This is a genomic window from Leisingera sp. M527, assembly GCF_025141525.1.
In the GTDB taxonomy this organism is placed as follows: domain Bacteria; phylum Pseudomonadota; class Alphaproteobacteria; order Rhodobacterales; family Rhodobacteraceae; genus Leisingera.
The window spans coordinates 2,038,962-2,057,643 of record NZ_CP081037.1; the positions used below are offsets into that span (position 1 = coordinate 2,038,962).

Annotated in this window: 19 protein-coding genes; 10 read left to right on the forward strand and 9 right to left on the reverse strand. The window is 61.3% G+C overall.

The annotated features are described in order from the left end of the window. Positions 1-55 precede the first annotated feature (55 nt). From K3555_RS10155 to dusB, 3 genes are read right to left on the reverse strand one after another with little or no spacing between them, the layout of a single operon-like run. Positions 56-1,423, reverse strand: coding sequence for a sigma-54 dependent transcriptional regulator (locus K3555_RS10155; protein ID WP_260008374.1), 1,368 nt, complete (start codon positions 1,421-1,423; stop codon positions 56-58). 3 nt (positions 1,424-1,426) lie between these two features. Then, positions 1,427-2,506, reverse strand: a complete 1,080-nt coding sequence (locus K3555_RS10160) for a nitrogen regulation protein NR(II) (RefSeq protein ID WP_260008376.1) — start codon at positions 2,504-2,506, stop codon at positions 1,427-1,429. Continuing rightward, complete coding sequence (dusB, locus tag K3555_RS10165) at positions 2,503-3,489, reverse strand: tRNA dihydrouridine synthase DusB (RefSeq protein WP_260008377.1); 987 nt, start codon at positions 3,487-3,489, stop codon at positions 2,503-2,505. The genes K3555_RS10160 and dusB overlap by 4 nt, the downstream gene beginning before the upstream one ends. A gap of 181 nt (positions 3,490-3,670) precedes the next feature. Here dusB and K3555_RS10170 point away from each other — a divergent pair, with 181 nt between their 5' ends. From K3555_RS10170 to K3555_RS10185, 4 genes are all read left to right on the forward strand, one after another. Next, on the forward strand, positions 3,671-4,807 hold the full coding sequence (locus K3555_RS10170; protein ID WP_260008379.1) for a bifunctional 2-C-methyl-D-erythritol 4-phosphate cytidylyltransferase/2-C-methyl-D-erythritol 2,4-cyclodiphosphate synthase: 1,137 nt from the start codon (positions 3,671-3,673) through the stop codon (positions 4,805-4,807). After that, positions 4,804-5,301 carry a phosphatidylglycerophosphatase A gene (locus K3555_RS10175; RefSeq protein ID WP_260008380.1) on the forward strand — a complete coding sequence of 166 codons (498 nt, stop codon included), beginning with the start codon at positions 4,804-4,806 and terminating at the stop codon, positions 5,299-5,301. The genes K3555_RS10170 and K3555_RS10175 overlap by 4 nt, the downstream gene beginning before the upstream one ends. Continuing rightward, a complete protein-coding gene (locus K3555_RS10180) occupies positions 5,298-5,771 on the forward strand; it encodes a CinA family protein (protein WP_409201684.1) in 474 nt (157 codons plus the stop codon). Before K3555_RS10175 ends, K3555_RS10180 begins: the two co-directional genes overlap by 4 nt. Positions 5,772-5,935: 164 nt before the next feature. After that, positions 5,936-7,117, forward strand: coding sequence for an ammonium transporter (locus K3555_RS10185; RefSeq protein WP_260008381.1), 1,182 nt, complete (start codon positions 5,936-5,938; stop codon positions 7,115-7,117). Positions 7,118-7,202: 85 nt separating this feature from the next. Here K3555_RS10185 and K3555_RS10190 read toward each other — a convergent pair whose 3' ends face one another. Further along, positions 7,203-7,844 carry a thiopurine S-methyltransferase gene (locus K3555_RS10190; protein WP_260008383.1) on the reverse strand — a complete coding sequence of 214 codons (642 nt, stop codon included), beginning with the start codon at positions 7,842-7,844 and terminating at the stop codon, positions 7,203-7,205. 95 nt (positions 7,845-7,939) lie between these two features. Next, positions 7,940-8,386 (reverse strand): type II toxin-antitoxin system RatA family toxin, encoded by a 447-nt coding sequence (locus K3555_RS10195; RefSeq protein ID WP_260008385.1) that lies wholly within the window; start codon positions 8,384-8,386, stop codon positions 7,940-7,942. Between the two features lie 74 nt (positions 8,387-8,460). Here K3555_RS10195 and hpt point away from each other — a divergent pair, with 74 nt between their 5' ends. Both hpt and K3555_RS10205 read left to right on the forward strand, forming a co-directional pair. After that, on the forward strand, positions 8,461-9,006 hold the full coding sequence (gene hpt, locus K3555_RS10200) for a hypoxanthine phosphoribosyltransferase (RefSeq protein WP_259992403.1): 546 nt from the start codon (positions 8,461-8,463) through the stop codon (positions 9,004-9,006). 272 nt (positions 9,007-9,278) lie between these two features. Next, on the forward strand, positions 9,279-9,590 hold the full coding sequence (locus tag K3555_RS10205) for a hypothetical protein (protein ID WP_311200038.1): 312 nt from the start codon (positions 9,279-9,281) through the stop codon (positions 9,588-9,590). Between the two features lie 3 nt (positions 9,591-9,593). Here K3555_RS10205 and K3555_RS10210 read toward each other — a convergent pair whose 3' ends face one another. Together K3555_RS10210 and lipA are read right to left on the reverse strand one after the other, a co-directional pair. Continuing rightward, positions 9,594-10,736, reverse strand: a complete 1,143-nt coding sequence (locus K3555_RS10210; RefSeq protein ID WP_260008387.1) for an amidohydrolase — start codon at positions 10,734-10,736, stop codon at positions 9,594-9,596. Continuing rightward, entirely contained in the window at positions 10,733-11,686 is a 954-nt protein-coding gene (gene lipA, locus K3555_RS10215) for a lipoyl synthase (protein ID WP_260008388.1), read from the reverse strand. The genes K3555_RS10210 and lipA overlap by 4 nt, the downstream gene beginning before the upstream one ends. 209 nt (positions 11,687-11,895) lie before the next feature. On the opposite strand from lipA, the gene K3555_RS10220 reads away from it, so the two are divergent. Beyond that, positions 11,896-12,810: a hypothetical protein gene (locus K3555_RS10220; protein WP_260008390.1), complete on the forward strand. Its 915-nt coding sequence runs from the start codon at positions 11,896-11,898 to the stop codon at positions 12,808-12,810. Between the two features lie 186 nt (positions 12,811-12,996). After that, positions 12,997-13,545, forward strand: coding sequence for a peroxiredoxin (locus tag K3555_RS10225; RefSeq protein ID WP_259992413.1), 549 nt, complete (start codon positions 12,997-12,999; stop codon positions 13,543-13,545). A gap of 72 nt (positions 13,546-13,617) precedes the next feature. On the opposite strand, the gene K3555_RS10230 is transcribed toward K3555_RS10225, so the two are convergent. Continuing rightward, the gene (locus K3555_RS10230) at positions 13,618-14,706 is read right to left on the reverse strand and encodes a helix-turn-helix domain-containing protein (protein WP_260008391.1); all 1,089 of its coding nucleotides are present in this window, start codon (positions 14,704-14,706) and stop codon (positions 13,618-13,620) included. 233 nt (positions 14,707-14,939) lie between these two features. Between K3555_RS10230 and K3555_RS10235 the strand changes: the two genes are divergently transcribed. Further along, entirely contained in the window at positions 14,940-15,299 is a 360-nt protein-coding gene (locus K3555_RS10235) for a DUF6477 family protein (protein WP_259992418.1), read from the forward strand. Between the two features lie 21 nt (positions 15,300-15,320). Here K3555_RS10235 and K3555_RS10240 read toward each other — a convergent pair whose 3' ends face one another. Further along, complete coding sequence (locus K3555_RS10240) at positions 15,321-16,865, reverse strand: trimethylamine methyltransferase family protein (protein ID WP_260008392.1); 1,545 nt, start codon at positions 16,863-16,865, stop codon at positions 15,321-15,323. A gap of 243 nt (positions 16,866-17,108) precedes the next feature. On the opposite strand from K3555_RS10240, the gene guaA reads away from it, so the two are divergent. Next, positions 17,109-18,677, forward strand: coding sequence for a glutamine-hydrolyzing GMP synthase (gene guaA / locus K3555_RS10245; RefSeq protein ID WP_259999275.1), 1,569 nt, complete (start codon positions 17,109-17,111; stop codon positions 18,675-18,677). The last annotated feature ends 5 nt before the right edge of the window (positions 18,678-18,682 follow it).

Sequence of the window (18,682 nt, forward strand, 5' to 3'; positions counted from 1 at the left end):
TATCTCGTGGCCCTGCCTAGGAAAATCACAACAAGGCCACATTTCTGTGGCGATATTACATCAGTTTGCGGCGGCGTGTCACCTCAATATCCAGATCGGTGATCTTCTTTCGCAAAGTATTCCGGTTGATCCCCAGCAATTCGGCGCATTTCGCCTGGTTGCCGCCGGTTGCCGTCAGCGCGATTTCGATCAGCGGCGTCTCTACTTCGCGCAGCAGCCGCATATAGAGACCCGGCGGCGGCAGCAAGTCGCCATGCAAATCGAAATAGCGCTGCAGATGGCGGGCCACGGACTCAGATAGCTTTTCATTGGCAAGACCTGCCACCGCAGGCTCCGGCCCGCTCTGCGGCCCCAGCACAGCGGCCGCATCGGACTCGCTGATTTCCTCATTGCGGGCCGTCAACGCCAGCCGCCGGACGGTGTTTTCGAGCTGGCGGACGTTGCCGGGCCAACCGAAATGGCGCAGCGCCTCCCGGGCGCCTTCACTCAGTTCGCGGTGCGGCGCGCCTTCGTTCTCAGCCCGGATCAGGAAATGCTCGGCCAGCAGCGGAATATCCTCCACCCGTTCCCGCAGCGCCGGCACTTGCAGCGCGGTGCCGCAGATCCGGTAGTAGAGATCCTGGCGCAGCTCCCCGGCCTCCATCGCCGCGGCCAGGTCTTTCTGACTGGACGCGATGAAGCGCGGGGCATGGTCGCCCGGTGTGTCCATCATCCGCACCAGCCGGGCCTGCGCTTCTTCCGGCAGGTCCGCCAATTCATCAACCACCAGCGAGCCGCCCTTGGCCTGGGCCAGCAGCCGCGCCGGGCCTTCCAGGTCGATCAATGCCGCGGCATCAGCGTGGATAAAGGGCAAAGTCCGCCGGTCTGAAAAATCATGAATAGCTTGCGCAATCAGGGATTTACCCGTGCCGCTTTCGCCAGTGATCAACAACGGCAGTTCCGTGTTCATCACTCTGGCGATCAGCCGGTACAGTGCCTGCATCACCTCGCTGCGGCCAATCAGCGGCAGCTCTTCCGGATGATCTGGCGCTTCGGTCTTTGCCGTGGCAGGCGCCACCCGCTTGGCCGCCAATGCTTTGGCCGTGCGCTTCATCAGCTCGGGCAGGTCAAAAGGTTTCGGCAGATAGTCGTAGGCTTCTGCTTCCTCCGCCTTGATCGCAGTCATGATGGTATTCTGCGCCGAGATCACGATCACCGGCAGACCGGGCCGGTCGGCCTGGATCTTGGGCAGCATCTCCAGCCCGTTTCCGTCCGGCATCATCACGTCTGAAATGACGGCATCGCCTTTCCCTTCGGCCACCCAGCGCATCAGCGTGGTCAGCGAAGAGGTCGCATGCACCTTGCAGCCCGCGCGCGTCAGCGCCTGGGTCAGTACGGTGCGGATGGTGCGGTCGTCATCTGCGACCAGAACGGTGCCGTCCATGGATCAGCTCTCCTGCGGTTTTGCGTCACGCGGCACGCGCGACAGCGACAGCCGGAACAGCGTGCGCCCGGGAACCGAGCTTACAGATATCCAGCCATTATGCTCCGAGAGGATCTTGCTCACCAACGCAAGCCCCAGCCCGGTGCCATTCTCCCGGCCCGATACAAACGGGTCGAATATGTCATCCTTGATTTTTTCCGGCAGCCCCGGCCCGTCGTCGCAGATTTCAATTTGCAGCGGCAAAAGCTTGCCTGTTCCATCACTGCGCCGCAGCCGGAAGGAATGCTCATAGAAAGTACGGATGGAAATATTTCCACCCTTATTATCAGCTGCTTCCGAGGCATTCTTAAGAAGGTTCAACACCACCTGCAGCAGCTGATCCGCATCCCCCCAGGCCATCGGCAGCGAGGGATCGTAGTTTTCCGTTATGGTCATGCGGGCACCAAACCCCAGCAGCGCCGATCGCCGCGCCCGGTCCAGCACATCATGCAGGTTCACCGGCTTGAAGGCCGGTCCGGTCAGGTTTCCGAACTGCTCCACCTGATCCAGAAGCTTCACGATCCGGCGGCTTTCGCTGACGATCAGGTCAGTCAGTTCCAAGTCTTCGGAACTCAGGTTCATACTCAATAGCTGGGCTGCGCCAGTGATCCCCGCCAGCGGGTTCTTGATCTCATGCGCCAGCATCTCCGCCATGCCGATGGCCGAGGCAGCGGCGGATTTGGCGGAATGGGTCTGTGTCATCCGCCCGGCCAGTTCGCGCGGGGTGACCATCAGCAGCATAACACCTTCCTGCCCTTGCAAGGGCGCGATCTGCACCCCGCATTGCAGCGGTGCCCGGCTGCCCGAACCGACGTCGATGTCGTTCACGAACAGCGGCGTGCCCTGAACACGGGCGCGGGCAAAGGCTTCTTCAATCGGCGCGTCAATGGCCAGCGTGTCCCAGACGGGCTGCCCTGCCAGCGCCTTGCGCGAGGTATTCAGAAATCCCTCAGCCGCCGCATTCACATCGGCAATCCTGTCCCGGGAATCGATCAGGAACGCGGGCACTGGCAGCGAGGCCCAGAGGGCGGCACTGTCCATCATGCGGCGGCCTCCGGCTGTTGCACGCTCAGCGCCTCAGGCAGCAAGGCCAATACGTCCTGCGGGTTTTTCCCGGTCAGCACAGCGCGGCGCATGGCGGGGCCGGATCCAGCCTCATCCATGTACCAGCCCAGATGCTTGCGGGCGACACGCACCCCCAGATCCAGCCCGTAAAACTCCAGCATCGCCTTGTAATGCTCTGAAACCATATGGATCAACGCATCACCTTCCGGCACATCCGGTGCCGGCGCACCCCATAGCTCATGGGCCACCTGAGCAAGCAGCCAGGGCTTGCCTTCGGCGCCGCGCCCGATCATCACGCCGTCAGCACCGGAGAATTCCAGCGCCCGGTGTGCGGTTGCAGTGTCCAAAATGTCGCCATTGGCCAGCAGCGGCACGCTGACTGCGTCCTTCACCGTCCGGATCGCCTTCCAATCTGCCGACCCCTTGTAGAACTGGCAGCGGGTGCGGCCATGAATCGTAATCATCTGCACGCCGGCTTCGCAGGCCCGCCGGCCCACATCCGGCGCGTTCAGGCAGTTGTCGTCCCAGCCCAGCCGGGTCTTCAGTGTGACCGGCACATCGACAGCCTCCACCACCGCCTCGATCAGTTTCAGCGCGTGATCCGGCGTTTTCAGCAGAGCTGAGCCTGAATAGCCATTAGTCACCTTCTTGGCCGGGCAGCCCATGTTGATGTCGATGATCCGCGCGCCCTGCCCGGCAACGTGTTTCGCGGCCTCGGAAATCCAGTATTCATCCCGTCCGGCCAGCTGCACTGCAGTATTTTCCACATCTGCGCTCAGCTCCGCCCGTTCGCGCACGCCAGGCTTGGCCTGTACCATCTCCTGGCTTGCCACCATCTCACTCACCATCAGCCCCACTCCGAAAGAGCGGACCAGATCCCGGAACGGACGGTCGGTGATTCCAGCCATCGGCGCCAATGCAATCGGCGGAGACATGGAGGTGGTTCCAAGCGTGAAGGACAACTGCCTAATCCTTGTGCAACTGAGACGTTTTTATCCGAAGCCTTTGCTATGCAGCAATGAAACTGCGCTTTGCAAGGCACAGCAAATCACCACTTGCCTATTTTTCAGGCACATTCCGTGGGGTGATTGCCTATCCCTGCGCCACCTCATAAACAAATGCCGAACTTATCATGAGGCCCGCATGACCACCGCAGCCCTGATCGTCGCCGCCGGCCGCGGCACCCGTGCAGGCGGCGGCACGCCGAAACAATGGCGTCCGCTGAAAACCCGCCGGGTGATTGACTGGACCCTCGAAGCCTTTGAAAAAGCAGGCGTGGATCTCACGGTGCTTGTGCTGTCGCCCGATGACACCGCCGCTTGGGGCGAATTCTCCGGGCACCCCAGCTTGATCCTGGCCGAGGGTGGTGCCGAACGCGCAACCTCTGTCCTGAACGGGTTGAAGGCCCTGGAGACGCATGGCGTGGAGAAAGTGCTGATCCACGACGCCGCCCGGCCCTGTGTCAGCAGTGATCTGATCCAAAGCATTCTCGATGCCTTGGACGAGATCCCTGCAGCAGCCCCGGCTCTTGCTGTGACCGACGCGCTGTGGACTGGCGCCGAGAACACCGTCACGGGCACTCAGGACCGCAACGGCCTCTACGCCGCTCAAACCCCCCAGGGCTTCCGGTTTCAGAACATACTGGCCGCACATCTGTCCCATCCCGGCGGCGCGGCGGATGACGTTGAGGTTGCGCGCGCCGCAGGTCTTGACGTTGCAATCATTCCGGGCGAGCCGGACAATATCAAAATCACCCGCCCCGAGGATTTCACCAGGGCGGAACGCATTCTGGGAGCTGACATGGATATCAGGCTTGGCAATGGCTACGACGTGCACCGGTTCGGCCCCGGTGACAGCGTGATCCTCTGCGGTGTGGAAATCCCGCATGAGAAAACCCTGCAGGGCCACTCCGACGCCGATGTTGGGATGCACGCCGTCACCGATGCGATCTATGGCGCACTGGCCCGCGGTGATATCGGCCAGCATTTCCCGCCCTCCGATCCGCAGTGGAAGGGTGCTGCCAGCGAGATTTTCCTGCGCCATGCCGCCAATCTGGCGCGAGAGATGGGTTTCACCCTGTCGAACGTCGATTGCACCCTGGTCTGCGAATACCCCAAAGTCGGCCCCCACGCGGCCCGCATGCGTGAAGTCATGGCCCAAATTCTAGGTATCGAGGCTGACAGGGTTTCGATCAAAGCCACCACGTCTGAACGTCTCGGCTTCACCGGCCGCGGTGAGGGCATCGCCGCCATCGCCACCGCTGCTTTGGTGAAGGCATGACCCCGGCGCAAGCAATCGGCACCGTCTGCGGCGTTGGTTACATCCGCCCGGCCCCCGGCACCTGGGGATCGCTGGCCGCCCTGCCCTTGGCCTACGGCTTGCATCAGCTGGGCGGCTTCCCGTTGCTGGCCCTGGCGACCCTTGCTTGCATCCCCGCTGGCCTCTGGGCGACCAAGATCATGACCGCCGGCAGCGACAACCACGACCCGTCGGAAATCGTGGTGGATGAGGTCGCAGGCCAGTGGATCGCGCTTTGGGCCATCTCCTATCCGGCCTGGGCGCATGGCATTCCTATCACCGCACTTTGGCCCGGCTGGATCAGCGCGTTCCTGCTGTTCCGCCTGTTCGACATCTGGAAACCGGGCCCTGTCGGCTGGGCAGATCGCCAGGAGGGCCCGTTTGGTGTTATGATGGATGATGTCATCGCCGGCATCATGGCCGCCATCGGCGTTGCCCTGCTGGCCGGCTTCTCGCACGGGGTACTGGGATTATGAGTGTGGATGTGGCAAAGCTGATCACCCAGGCAAAGGCGGCAGGTCTCACCATTGCCACCGCCGAAAGCTGCACCGGCGGTATGATTGCGGCGGCGCTTACGGATATTCCCGGCTCCTCCGCCGTGGTCGATCGCGGCTTTGTCACCTATTCCAACGACGCCAAGATGCAGATGCTGGGCGTAAAGACGGAGACTCTGGACGCCAAAGGGGCGGTCAGCGAGGACGTCGCGGCTGAGATGGCCGCAGGTGCGGTGACACAGGCAGGTGTTTCGCTCGCGGTCTCCGTCACTGGCATCGCCGGTCCCGGAGGATCAGAGTTCAAACCCGAGGGCCGCGTCTGTTTCGGCCTAGCCCGTGCAGGCTATCCGGCGGTCACTGAAACCGTGAACTTCGGCGCCATTGGCCGCGCCAATGTCCGAACAGCGGCCCGCGATCACGCGCTGTCTTTGCTGATGCAGGCAATTTCGTAAACCGGGTGCATTCCGGGCAGCGCCTGCAAAAGCCTGCCCAAAAAACCAGCACTTGCAAAAAAGCCGCCGAATTGTGCGGCTTGCAAACCTCTGCCGCTTTTTTTCGCGCAGGTTTTCCGCTTTCTCCTGACCTCACCGGTTTTTCAAGGGGAAGGAACACTCGGATGAACGGAGCGGATACCGCATGGATCATTGTGGCCACGGCCCTGGTCCTCTTCATGACATTGCCAGGGCTGGCCCTGTTTTATGGCGGGCTGGTACGTGCCCGCAATGTGCTCAGCGTCTTTATGCATTGCTACGCCATCGCCTGTTTAATGAGCGTTCTGTGGCTCGCATTCGGCTACACAATTGCCTTTGGCAGCGGCACCAGCGGCCTGTGGGGCGGGCTGGACAAAATGTTCCTGAACGGTGTCACCGCCGACAGCCTCTCCGGCACATTGCCCGAGGTTCTGTTTTTTGCCTTTCAGATGACATTTGCCATCATCACGCCCGCGCTGATCGTCGGCGCCTATGTGGAGCGGGTGGGCTTTGGCTTCGTCCTCGTATTCTCGGGTCTTTGGATGCTTCTGTGCTATGCGCCGGTGGTGCATTGGATCTGGGGCGGCGGTTTCCTGGCCGATGGCGGTATCTTCGGCGAAACGGGGGTGAAGGACTTTGCCGGCGGCATCGTGGTGCATGAAACCGCAGGTATCGCAGCGCTGATCATCGCCTTCTACCTTGGCCCGCGTAAAAACCGCGCCATCCCGCCGCACAATCCCGGCTATGTAATGATTGGCGCTGCAATGCTGTGGGTCGGCTGGTTCGGCTTCAACGGCGGCTCGCAGCTGGCCGCTGACGGCGGGGCCGCAATGGCGCTGACCGTAACCCATCTTTCAGCCGCCACCGCCTCGCTCAGCTGGGCATTGTGGGAAAAGATCAAATACGGCAAGGCCTCCCTTGTGGGTCTGGTCACCGGCACCATTGCGGGCCTTGCCTCAATCACGCCAGCCTCCGGCTTTGTCGGCCCGGTGGAAGCGCTGATCATCGGGGCCGTTGCAGGTGTCCTGTGTCAGGAAATGGTCAATCTGGTGCGCAACAAGATGCAGATCGACGACACGCTGGATGTGTTTGCCGTGCATGGCGTCGGCGGTATCTTTGGCACTATCATGATCGCCGTCTTCGGCGCCGGCACTTGGGCCGCGCAGCTGGGCGGACTGGCAATTGTCGGCGTCTTTACCGTGGTGGTGACCATCGTGCTGGTTAAAATCTCCGCTTTCATCACATCTTTGCGCGTGGATCTTGAAAGCGAGACCAACGGCCTCGATCTTTCAGTTCATGGTGAGCGTGCGTACGACATGAACAGCTGACCCCGGCTATGACGCATGCCGCCACTCACGGCAGACGGTGCAATTTCCGCACCGGGCGGGTCCCTTCGGGGGCCCGTCTTGCGTTCTAATCCAGCGGTTTCAACAGCCAGGCCTGTTCCAGCGCGTTGCAGCGTTCACCGATGCGGCCGTCAGCCGCACGTTCCTCAATCAGGGTGATCGCATGCCTCTCCCGATACAATGCTTGCACGGTTTCACCCGGCACCGAAAACGGCGGGCCATCCATCAAGGACTGATCATAGTCAAATCCGACCAGAAACTGCTGCGCACAGCCAGTAATGCGGTTGAGTTGCACAGCATATGCCTTGCGGTCCTCAGGCTTGACCGCAACCAGCGCCGCCCGGTCGTAAACCGTATCCACTGTGCCCAGATGCTCTGCCGTCAGCGCAAAGAAGTCTCCCGCAAAAAGGGTCAGACCGCCCGCCTGGAAACGTATAAGGTCCCCTTGCCGGATCATCTCAGGCTCCAGACGCTGGCGGGCAAAAGCCTCCTCAACAGCGCCCTGATTGAACTCAATCCCGGATACCTGCAGCCCTTGGCCGCACAGCCAATCCAGGTCCAGTGCCTTACCGCAAAGCGGCACAAAAACCGACTGGCCCGCGTGCAAGCCCAGCTTTGGAAAATGCCGCGTCAGCAGGGTGTTGGGCGCGTCTTCGTGAAAGCCGATCCGGTTCTCGCGCCAGCGCGCCTGCCAAAAGTCCTGTTCCATCCCGGCGCAACCCTTCCTGATTGATATTGAGACCAGCCCCGATACAACTTCAAGCCCGCCTCAAGTCAATTCAGAAATGCCGGTCAAGGTTGGTGTCAGTTGTAAAGCTCCGCCGCCCGGCGTTCAAAAGCGCGCACAATGCGCTGCATCGCCTCGTTGAAGACCACGCCGATGATGCCCTGCAGCACCGCGTTCTTGAATTCGAAATCAACAAAGAAAGACACATCGCAGGTGCCGTCCTCGCGCGGGGCAAAGGCCCAGTGGGACTTCATGTAGCGAAATGGGCCGTCCAGATATTCGGTATCGATTTTACGCTCACCCGGATACAGCGTCACCCGGCTGCCAAAGCGCTCACGGAACACCTTGAAGGAGATCACCAGATCCGCCTCCAACACTTCGGCCTCGCCCAGGGCTGCGCGGCTGCGGATGCGGGCGGCGGAACACCAAGGCAGGAATTTCGGGTATTGCGCAACGTCGGCAACCAGATTGTACATCTGCTGCGCCGAATAGGGCATCTGGCGGGTTTCCGAGTGTGTGGGCATCGGCCTGCTGATTTTCTGCTACAATTGTGCCGCGTCATGTCCTATGAACGCGCGGGAAATTCAAGGGGGCAGCCATGTCACAGCGTCCATATGTCATTGATGTGATGATCTCGGCCAAGGCCATTGCAGCACGGATCGAAGAGCTTTGTTCAGAAATTCATAGTGAATTCGCAGGCACCGACAAGCTGGTCGTGGTTGGCCTGTTGCGCGGCAGTTTCGTGTTCATCGCCGATCTGGTACGCGAGCTGGACCTGCCGATCGAGGTCGATTTCCTGGAGGCGTCCTCTTACGGCGACGCAATGGAAAGCAGCCGGGAAGTGCGCATTCTCAAAGACTTGCGCGGCGCCATTGAAGGGCGCGACGTGCTGGTCGTTGAAGACATCGTCGACACCGGCCACACGCTGAACCATGTCACCCACCTGCTGCAAAGCCGCAATCCGGCGCGGCTGAAATCCATTGCGCTATTGGACAAACCATCCCGCCGCGAGGTGGATTTCCGCTCGGATTGGGTGGGGTTTGAGATCCCGGACGAATTTGTCGTGGGCTACGGGATCGACTACGCGCAACGCAACAGGAACCTGCCGCATATTGGCAAAGTGCGGTTCACGGACGAGGGCTGATCCGCTTCCGGCCCGCCGCACCCCAAGAGTTTTGCATTCCTGCGTCCTGCACAACCACCCGCAGGTTCATTGCGCACGCATATGCATCAAAGCCACAATCCGCAGAAAAACGCACCCGGCCAAGCTGCGCAAGGAAACCGGCGCCGGACCGCCGGTTTCCACCCGCTTTCGGCGCTTTCCGGCGCAGCGGATTTGCCTTTTCCGTCAGCCTTGATCATCTGTGAGCCCAAAGCAGTGATCACAGGAAACCCGCAATGCAAAAGACCGCGATAGTGGCCGCAATTGCAGCAGCAAACCTCGCCCTTGCCCCCGCCGCGACCCTTGCCGGACCGAAAAAACAGGCGCCGGGCCACAACAACAGTGCCGCCTATCATGCGCCCGGCCAGGTGAAAAAACGCCAGGCAAGGCAAGGTCATATCCAGGGCGGCGACTGGATTTATGTAAAAGACTATGATCGCTGGGGCCTGAATCCGCCGCGCGACGGTCACCGGTACGTGCGTCAGAACGGCAAAATCTATGAGGTCGTGAAAGACACCCTTGCCATTATCGGCGCGGTTGCTGTTGTCGACGCGCTGCTGAAGTAACGCTCAGCCCAGCAGGTTTCTGACCGCCTGCAGGAAAATCCCGGCCCCGGCCGGGATCGCCGCATCCGGGAAGTCGTAATCCGGATTGTGCAGCTGCGGCTGATCCGTGCCGGAGCCGAGCCAGAACATCGCCGCTTTCGCCTGTTTGCCGAACTGGCCGAAATCCTCGGACCAGCGCTGCGGGTCGTCGCGCATCTGTGCCGGGCACCCCGCCGCTGCGGCAGCCGCACGCAGAACCGCGACCGCCTCGGGATGGTTGGTGCAAGCGTCAAAGACGTCATCAAATTCGATTGAAAATGTCAGCCCTTCCGCGGCGCAGGCCTGTTCCACATGCGCCGTTGCAGCAGCAATCAACTGCTCCATGCGGGCATCGGTGACGGTGCGCAGCGTGGCCCAAACCTCGCCATAGCCAGGCGCAATGCCAAAAGCGGCCTCGCCCAGCCGCGCGTGAGTCAGGGTGACTAGGGCAAACTCCGGCCCCAGTTCAGCGCCGCTGCCCAAATCCGCCAAGCCCGGCAGCAGCTGCGCTATGGCACCGGCGGGTGACACCCCGTCCTGCGGCGCGGCAGCGTGGGAGGTCTTGCCGGCCAGCTTGATCCGCATCCCGCGCGACGCGCAGTTGGCGGCACCGGAACACAAGGCAACCTGCCCCACCGGCAGGCCCGGCAGGTTGTGCAGCGAGAAAGCATAGTCCGGTGCAATCTGAGCGAAAGCCGGGTCGGCAATCATCGCCGCGGCGCCCTTGCCGGTTTCCTCGGCGGGCTGGAACAGCAGCACAACCCGGCCCCGTGCAGGGCGCTGTTCTGCCAGGTCCTCTGCCAGGGCGGCAACCATCGTCATATGGCCGTCATGGCCGCAGAGATGGCCGCGGCCCTGATGGGTGGAACGGTAGGGCTGATCCGAGAGTTCTTCGATCGGCAGGCCGTCAAGCTCGCAGCGGATCAGAACGGTGGGGCCGTCGGAAATGCCGTAAAAAACCGCGGCAACCCCGTGGCCGCCCAGCCCGGTCAGCAGCTGATCCGGTTCAAAATGGCGCAGGTAATCCGCCACCATGGCGGCGGTCTTTTCCTCGGCGCCCGACACTTCCGGGATCTGATGCAGTGCATGGCGTAAGGCGCGGAGCCGCGCCAGACGCTCGGGCGTCATGCAAGCCCCAGCTTCTTGTTGCGGGCCTCGCGCAGACGGGCAAAGTCGTCGCCCGCATGGTAGGAGGAGCGCGTCAGCGGTGTAGCTGAGACCATCAGGAAGCCCTTGCCATAGGCGGCTTTCTCATAAGATTTGAACTCCTCGGGCGTCACGAAACGGTCCACCGCATGGTGTTTCGGCGTCGGCTGCAAGTACTGGCCGATGGTCAGGAAGTCGATGTCTGCAGCGCGCATGTCGTCCATCACCTGTTTCACCGCCTGTGCATCCTCGCCCAGACCGACCATGATGCCGGACTTGGTAAACATCGACGGGTCCAGTTCCTTGACCCGCTGCAACAGCCGCAGCGAGTGGAAATAGCGCGCGCCGGCGCGGACCTCCGGGTACAGGCCCGGCACGGTTTCCAGATTGTGGTTGAACACATCCGGGCGCGCCTCCACCACTTTTTCCAGCACCGAGGAGTCGCATTTCAGGAAGTCAGGGGTGAGGATTTCGATGGTTGTATTCGGCGAGCGGTGGCGCACCGCCCGGATGGTTTGGGCGAAATGCTCGGCTCCGCCGTCCTCGATATCGTCGCGGTCCACCGAGGTGATGACAACGTGGTTCAGCCCCAGCTTTTGCACCGCATCCGCCACCCGGCCCGGTTCAAACACGTCCAGCGCCTCGGGCGGCTTGCCGGTCGCAATGTTGCAAAAAGAACAGGCCCTGGTGCAGACCTCGCCCATGATCATCATGGTGGCGTGGCCCTGGCTCCAGCATTCGCCGACGTTGGGGCAGCCCGCTTCCTCGCAGACCGTGGTCAGCTTGTTGTCGCGCATGATTTTATGCGTTTCAGCATAGCCCTTGCCGCCCGGCGCCTTGACCCGGATCCAGCTTGGCTTTTTGGGCTGAGCGTTGTCGGGACGATGCGCCTTTTCAGGGTGGCGCTGCTCCGGGATCTTTAGGTCTCTCACGTGGGTTTCCCTTCCGGCCTTTGGCGTTCTGCGCAGGTTTAACATAGCTGAATTGGCTTGGCACGGGCATATCGTCAACCCTGCCCTGCAGCCTTATCATGGCTCAAACTTCGCAAATGCGCCGTTTTCCTTTGCCAAAGTGACGCTGGGGAACACATAATTCACGCGGAGCAAGAAGATTTCGCCGCAAATCATTCCGGGAGGGACGCATGGCCAAGGAGCTGGAAAAGTTCAAAGCAGAGCATAAAAAGCTGGCTGCAGGCACCAAGACATACACCACCGCTGAGGGCGACAAGCTCAAGAAACGGGTTGGGATTTCACTGGGCAATGCCTGGGAGGGCGAGGATTATTTCCGCGAAAGCCTGGCCAAAGCGCGCAAGGACGGGGTCGAGTCCAAGAAGATGGCGGACCTGCAGAAGAACAAAAACTTCAAGGACGGGCTGACCACCTGGAACAAGGCGGTGGATATCCATCAGGAAGAGCTGGATGCCATGCTGGGCTTTTGCGGCGACGCCAAGGCGCATCTGGCGAAGCTGGACAAGCTGCTGGCCGAGATTACCAAGGATCTGAAAAAGCGGTCCAAGACGTCAGCCTCGAAAAAGGACATCGAGGCACTGCAGGACACGCTGGCCAAGGAAGCTGCCGAAGTAAAGAAAGCAGTGCAGTATGAGGGCAAGCTGAACGCGGCCCAGAAATTCTATGCCGCGAATTTCCAGAAGAACGTGGCCAAGATTCTGAAGGAAAGCGACGACTCTCAGGACAAGAAGCTGGATGCAACCGAGCTGCCGCAGCTGCTGGTGGACCGGAACCTGAAGAAATACACCAACCGGGTCGGGGCGCTGGTGAAGGCGATCAACGCCCATTGCGTATCGGCCATCGAAAAGGCCGGGCAAGACTTGAAGGCAGCAGCGCCGGATCTGAAGGCGGCGGCAGCGAAATACAAAGACCTGAAGAAGATCAACGACCAGTACCAGACGGTGAAAAAGAAGTTTCCCGGCATAATCAACGATTCCAAGGACAAGAAGAAGCTGCTGGCCACATTGAAGAAATTCAATGACCTTACCACGGCGGCCGAGCGTAAGCTGCGCGGAACCACAGTGACAATAAAGAAGGCAGCGGCCTGACCGGCAGCACCTCTCCTGATGGCATTAAAACCCGCGCCCGGTGTGCCGCCTTTTGGCTCCCGGATGGCGCATCTGCGGCGTCTTGTCCGGAACCTTCACAACTTGCTCACGGACTTGTTGATACCGGCTTAGAATCGTTTTAAGCCTGCCCGCCGAACGAACACCCACCTTCAGGAGCATTCCGAAATGAAAGCTGGCGTTAAGCTGCCCGACGTGACCTTCCACACCCGCGTCCGTGACGAAGCGGTCGAAGGCCCGAACCCCTTCCGCTGGGAAGACAAAACCACCGCTGATTATTTTGCAGGCAAGCGCGTTGTGCTGTTCTCGCTGCCCGGCGCCTTTACCCCCACCTGCTCGACCTACCAGCTGCCGGGCTTTGAAAACGGCTTTGCCGATTTCCAGGCCGAAGGCATCGACGCAATCTATTGCATGTCGGTGAACGACAGCTTTGTGATGAACAAATGGGCCGAAGCGCAGAACCTGGCAAACGTGGACGTGATCCCCGACGGTTCCGGCGAATTCACCCGCAAGATGGGCATGCTGGTCGCCAAGGACAACCTGGGCTTCGGCAACCGCTCCTGGCGCTATGCCGCCATCATCGACAACGGTGTTGTTGAAGCATGGTTCGAAGAGCCGGGCCTGTCCGACAACCACGGCGATGACCCCTATGGTGTCTCCTCGCCCGAGACCGTGCTGAAGCACCTGAAAGAAGCCAAGGCAGAAGTCGCCGCCTAAGGCGTTGCCAATTCAGGCAGTTTAACGGGTCCGCCAAATGCGGGCCCGTTTTCGTTTGCCGGGCTTGCGCGGTCAGCCGATCAGCTCAGCCTCCTGCGCGCTGGTCTCGCCGTAGTAATCTGCCAAATGCTGCAGGGCGATACGCAGCACCACCTTACCCGACCGGGCCGGCCAGCCCAGATTGCGCTCTGCTGTTTCCAGCCCTTCCAGATGGCAGCAACAGCGCAGAGCGATGTCGCTCAGCCCCATCCCCAGCGTCTGCAGCGCCTCTGTCATGCGCTTGCGCGCCGCAGCCCCGGCTTCCTGGCTGCTGCTGCGCAGCGCTTGGCTGCCGTTCGTAAAATACAGCTTCTCCTGCATCAGATGGCCGCTGATCTGGGCCAGCTCGAAATCCTCCCGCAGGCGCTTGCCGGCGCTGATCATGCCCGGGGTCAAAAAGGAATTGCCATCCTTGTCCGACAGCCGGGCCAGCATCTCCAGCGGCGTTTCGGATCCGCCGTAGCGCGGCTTGCGGCCATAGCTGGATTTGCTGCTGTCTTCGGGTGCCAGAAACGGCGTCTGGGCTTCGGCAAAGCCGCCCTCCAGACGGGCCCGCGCCCGGTTCTCCTGATCGGCAATAATCCGGTTCAAGGCGCTGCGCCCTGATGGGGTGATGGCATACCGGCTGATCCGGCTCCGGCGGGCACAGGAAATCCAGCCGGTTAAAGCCAAAGCACCGGCCAGCGGGCGCGAGACGGCCACCTTCTGCCCGTCTGCCTCGGTGCCTTCGCGCACGACCACGGCCATTTCCATGCCCTCAGCCGCAGCCAGAACCGCACCGCCGCGGCTCAGCAGGGTCAGGACACTGGCGGCCTCCTGCTCGAACCCGGCGGTCAATCCGCGCCCGGCCGGTTTGCCCGGGCTGGTGCCGGACTTGCTGGGTTTTCCGGAATGGCCGGAAGATGTTTGGTAACGCCCGGCAAGGTAGGTCAGAACTTCGTCGATCAGCGGATCATCCCGCAGGGTCTCCACCCGCCTGACCTGCCGCAGGATGGTGGAAGGATGACACCCGGCCTTGCGGGCCAATTGCCGGATCGGGCGGCCTGCCTCTGTGTGCTGAAGGTAACGGCATGTCTCAAGCGGCACCCAGCCAGGCAGGGACGCGTGCGGTATGTTTTGCATATATCAAGCCCCGGTCGTCAGCCAGGCCAGCCTGTCAGCCGCAATCAATAGCGTCTGAGGCTTTTCCACGTACGCCTGACTGTAGTTGAACAAATGCGCGGATCAGGCCCCATTGTTTCCAGAGAAAACATAATCATCACAAAACGTACCGTTCGCCGGTAGCCCCCTCGCCGCAACACCACAATAGGTTGTGATATAGCAGATCCGGTACAGAGAATTGAAAGGAGAGGACCATGCAGGACGTATACACCCGGCTTACATTGCTCCGGCGCCCGCGGATTCTGGCAAGGGCTGCCCGGCTGGGGGCGCAGAACTATAGCCGGCAGCGGGATCTGCGCCGGATTCTAGGGTACGGGACCCTGCCCAAGCCGGCCGCGGCCGTAATGCAGCTCCTGGAGCTGGAAAGCGCGCAGGACACCGCACGCAAGGCAGGTGAAGCGGGATATTCGCTGATCCGGCATGTGGATGTGCTGATCGCGCTGGCGGGCGAAGCCGCTTTCCTGCGCAATACTGCGACCCGGCCAAAAACAGAAACGGCGGCCCCACGGGACCGCCGTTCTGCTGCGGCAGAGGCGGCTGCCCCCTGCCCCTAAGCTGTAGCTGTAGCTGCGCGATTACATGAATGCGTCGGGCATCGAAGCTTTCTTTTCAGCCACATACTCGTCCAGAGCCATTTTGATGGCCGGGTCCAGCGCCGGCTGCTCGTAAGTGGCCAGCAGTTTCTCGACGCGGTTGGTCGCCAGCGCATAGGTGTCGCGCGCACCTTCTTCTTCCCACTGTTCAAAGGGTTTGTAGTCGAGCAGTTCGGATTTCCAGAAGGCCGATTTGAAGTTCTCCTGGGTGTGGGCGCAGCCCAGATAGTGGCCGCCGGGTCCGACTTCGCGGATGGCGTCCATCGCCTGGGCGTTTTCGTCCACCGACACGCCTTTGGCCAAGCCGTGCAAAACGCCCAGCTGGTCGGCGTCCATCACGAACTTCTCAAAGTCGGCGACCAGGCCGCCTTCGAGCCAGCCGCAGGAGTGCAACTGGAAGTTCACACCCGACAGAAGACCCATGTTGAGCGAGTTCGCGGTCTCATAGGCCGCCTGCGCGTCGGGCAATTTGGAGCCGCAGAAAGAGCCGGCCGAACGGTACGGCAGGTTCATGCGGCGGGCCAGCTGACCGGCGCCATAGGTGATGTGCGACGCCTCCGGGGTGCCGAAGGTCGGCGCGCCCGAGTTCATGTCGATCGAGGTCACCATGGCGCCGAAGATCACCGGCGCGCCTGCGCGGCACAGCTGGCTGTAGGCGACACCGGCCAGAACCTCGGCCAGAACCTGCGTGAGGGTGCCCGCAACCGACACCGGCGCCATGGCGCCGCCAACGATGAAGGGCGAGATGATGCAGGCCTGCATGTTCTTGGCGTAGACTTCCAGCGAGCCCATCATCACATCGTCGAAAGTCATCGGCGAGTTGATGTTGGTGAGCGAGGTCATCACAGTGTTGTTCTGCACGAACTCCTTGCCGAACAGAATGCCGGCCATATCGACCGAGTCCTGCGCCCGGCTGGGTTCGGTGACCGAACCCATGAACGGTTTATCGCTGAGGGTCATATGCGCCATCAGCATGTCCAGGTGGCGCTTGTTCACCGGGATATCGGTGGGCTCGCAGACGGTGCCGCCCGAGTGATGCAGCCATTTGGACATATAGGCGAGCTTCACGAATTTGTTGAAGTCGTCCATGGTCGCGTAGCGGCGTCCACCAGCAGCGTCGCGCACAAACGGCGGGCCGTAGACCGGCGCCAGAACCATGTTGCGGCCGCCGATAACCACGGATTTCTCCGGGTTGCGGGCGTGCTGGGTGAACTCCGACGGAGCTGTTTCGCACAGCTTGCGGGCCAGTCCGCGGGGGATGCGCACGCGCTCGCCGTTGACGTCTGCACCGGCTTCGCGCCAGCGCTCCAGCGCCGCCGGGTTGTCAACGAAGTTGACGCCGACCTCTTCCAGGATGGTATCCGCGTTGTATTCGATGATCTCCAGCGCTTCCTCGTTCAGGATCTCGAAGTTTGGAATGTTGCGCTCGATGTACTTCGCGGTCTCGATCTTGACGCTGGTGCGTTCGGCGCGGCGGGCGGCGCCGCCGCCACCCCGTGCGCGACGGCGCGGTGCTGCTTCTGTCATGGTTTATCCTCACCACAGGCATTTCATTGCGATGGGTATTATAGCCACCTCACACCACGCCGCCGCAGGATTACGGCCATTCAAGTTGAAAAGCGACATTGGCGGGGCATTTTGCACCGTTGCTGTGAACTTTCGCATACCCTGGCCAGGTTCAGGACCGGTCTGCCGTGAAAATCGCGGCTGCGGGCCGGCGCAGGCTCAAACCCTCTTGCGGAAAAGGCTTTCCTGCCCTATGGCGCGTGCATGACAGAGACATCCCATGACCGCCTTCTCATCATCGACTTTGGCAGCCAGGTCACGCAGCTGATTGCACGCCGCCTGCGCGAGCTGAACGTCTATTGCGAAATCCACCCCTATCAGAATGTCACCATGGAGTTTGTGCGCGAGCTGGCGCCCAAAGCTGTGATCTTCTCGGGCGGGCCGGACAGTGTGACCCGCGAAGGGTCGCCGCGTGCGCCGCAGGAGATTTTCGACTATGGCGTGCCGATCCTGGGCATCTGCTATGGCCAGCAGGTGATGATGCACCAGCTGGGCGGCAAGGTGGAAAGCGGCCACGGCACCGCCGAATTCGGCCGCGCCTTTGTCACCCCCACCGTGGAGACACCGCCGCTGCTGGAAGGCTGGTTTGCCAATGACAGCGACCGCGAGCAGGTCTGGATGTCGCACGGCGACCACGTGAGCAAGATCGCACCGGGTTTTGAGGTCTACGGTACCTCTCCCAACGCGCCTTATGCCATCACCGCCGATGTCTCCCGCAATTTCTATGCGGTGCAGTTCCACCCGGAGGTGCATCACACCCCGAACGGCGCCAAGCTCTATGAGAATTTTGTGCGCCTGGCGGGCTTCAGCGGCGACTGGACCATGGGCGCCTACCGCGAACAAATGATCGAAAAGATCCGCGAACAGGTTGGCGACAAGCAGGTGATCTGCGGATTGTCCGGCGGTGTGGATTCCTCAGTTGCGGCGATCCTGATCCACGAAGCGATCGGCGATCAGCTGACCTGTGTGTTTGTCGACCACGGGCTGTTGCGCAAGAACGAGGCGGAAGAAGTCGTCGCGATGTTCCGCGACAACTATAACATCCAGCTGATCCACGCGGATGAGCAGGAGCTGTTCCTGGGCGAGCTGGATGGCCAAAGCGACCCGGAAACCAAACGCAAGATCATCGGCAAGCTGTTCATCGACGTGTTCCAGAAACACGCCAACACGATTGAGGGCGCCGAGTTCCTGGCACAGGGCACCCTGTACCCGGATGTGATTGAATCGGTGTCCTTCTCGGGCGGCCCGTCAGTCACCATTAAATCGCACCACAACGTGGGCGGCCTGCCGGAAAAGATGGGGCTGAAACTGGTCGAACCCCTGCGCGAGCTGTTCAAGGACGAGGTCCGCGCATTGGGCCGCGAACTGGGCCTGCCTGCAAGCTTTATTGGCCGTCACCCCTTCCCCGGACCGGGCCTGGCGATCCGCTGCCCCGGTGAGATCACCCGTGAAAAGCTGGAGATCCTGCGCGAAGCCGATGCTATCTATATCGACCAAATCCGCAAGCACGGTCTTTATGACGATATCTGGCAGGCTTTTGTGGCAATCCTGCCGGTCCGCACCGTGGGCGTGATGGGCGACGGTCGCACCTATGATTTTGCCTGCGCCCTGCGCGCGGTGACCTCGGTCGATGGCATGACAGCCGATTACTATCCCTTCAGCCATGAATTCCTGGGCGAAACCGCCACAAGAATCATCAACGAGGTCAAGGGCATCAACCGCTGCACCTATGACATCACCTCGAAGCCGCCCGGCACCATCGAGTGGGAATGATCCGG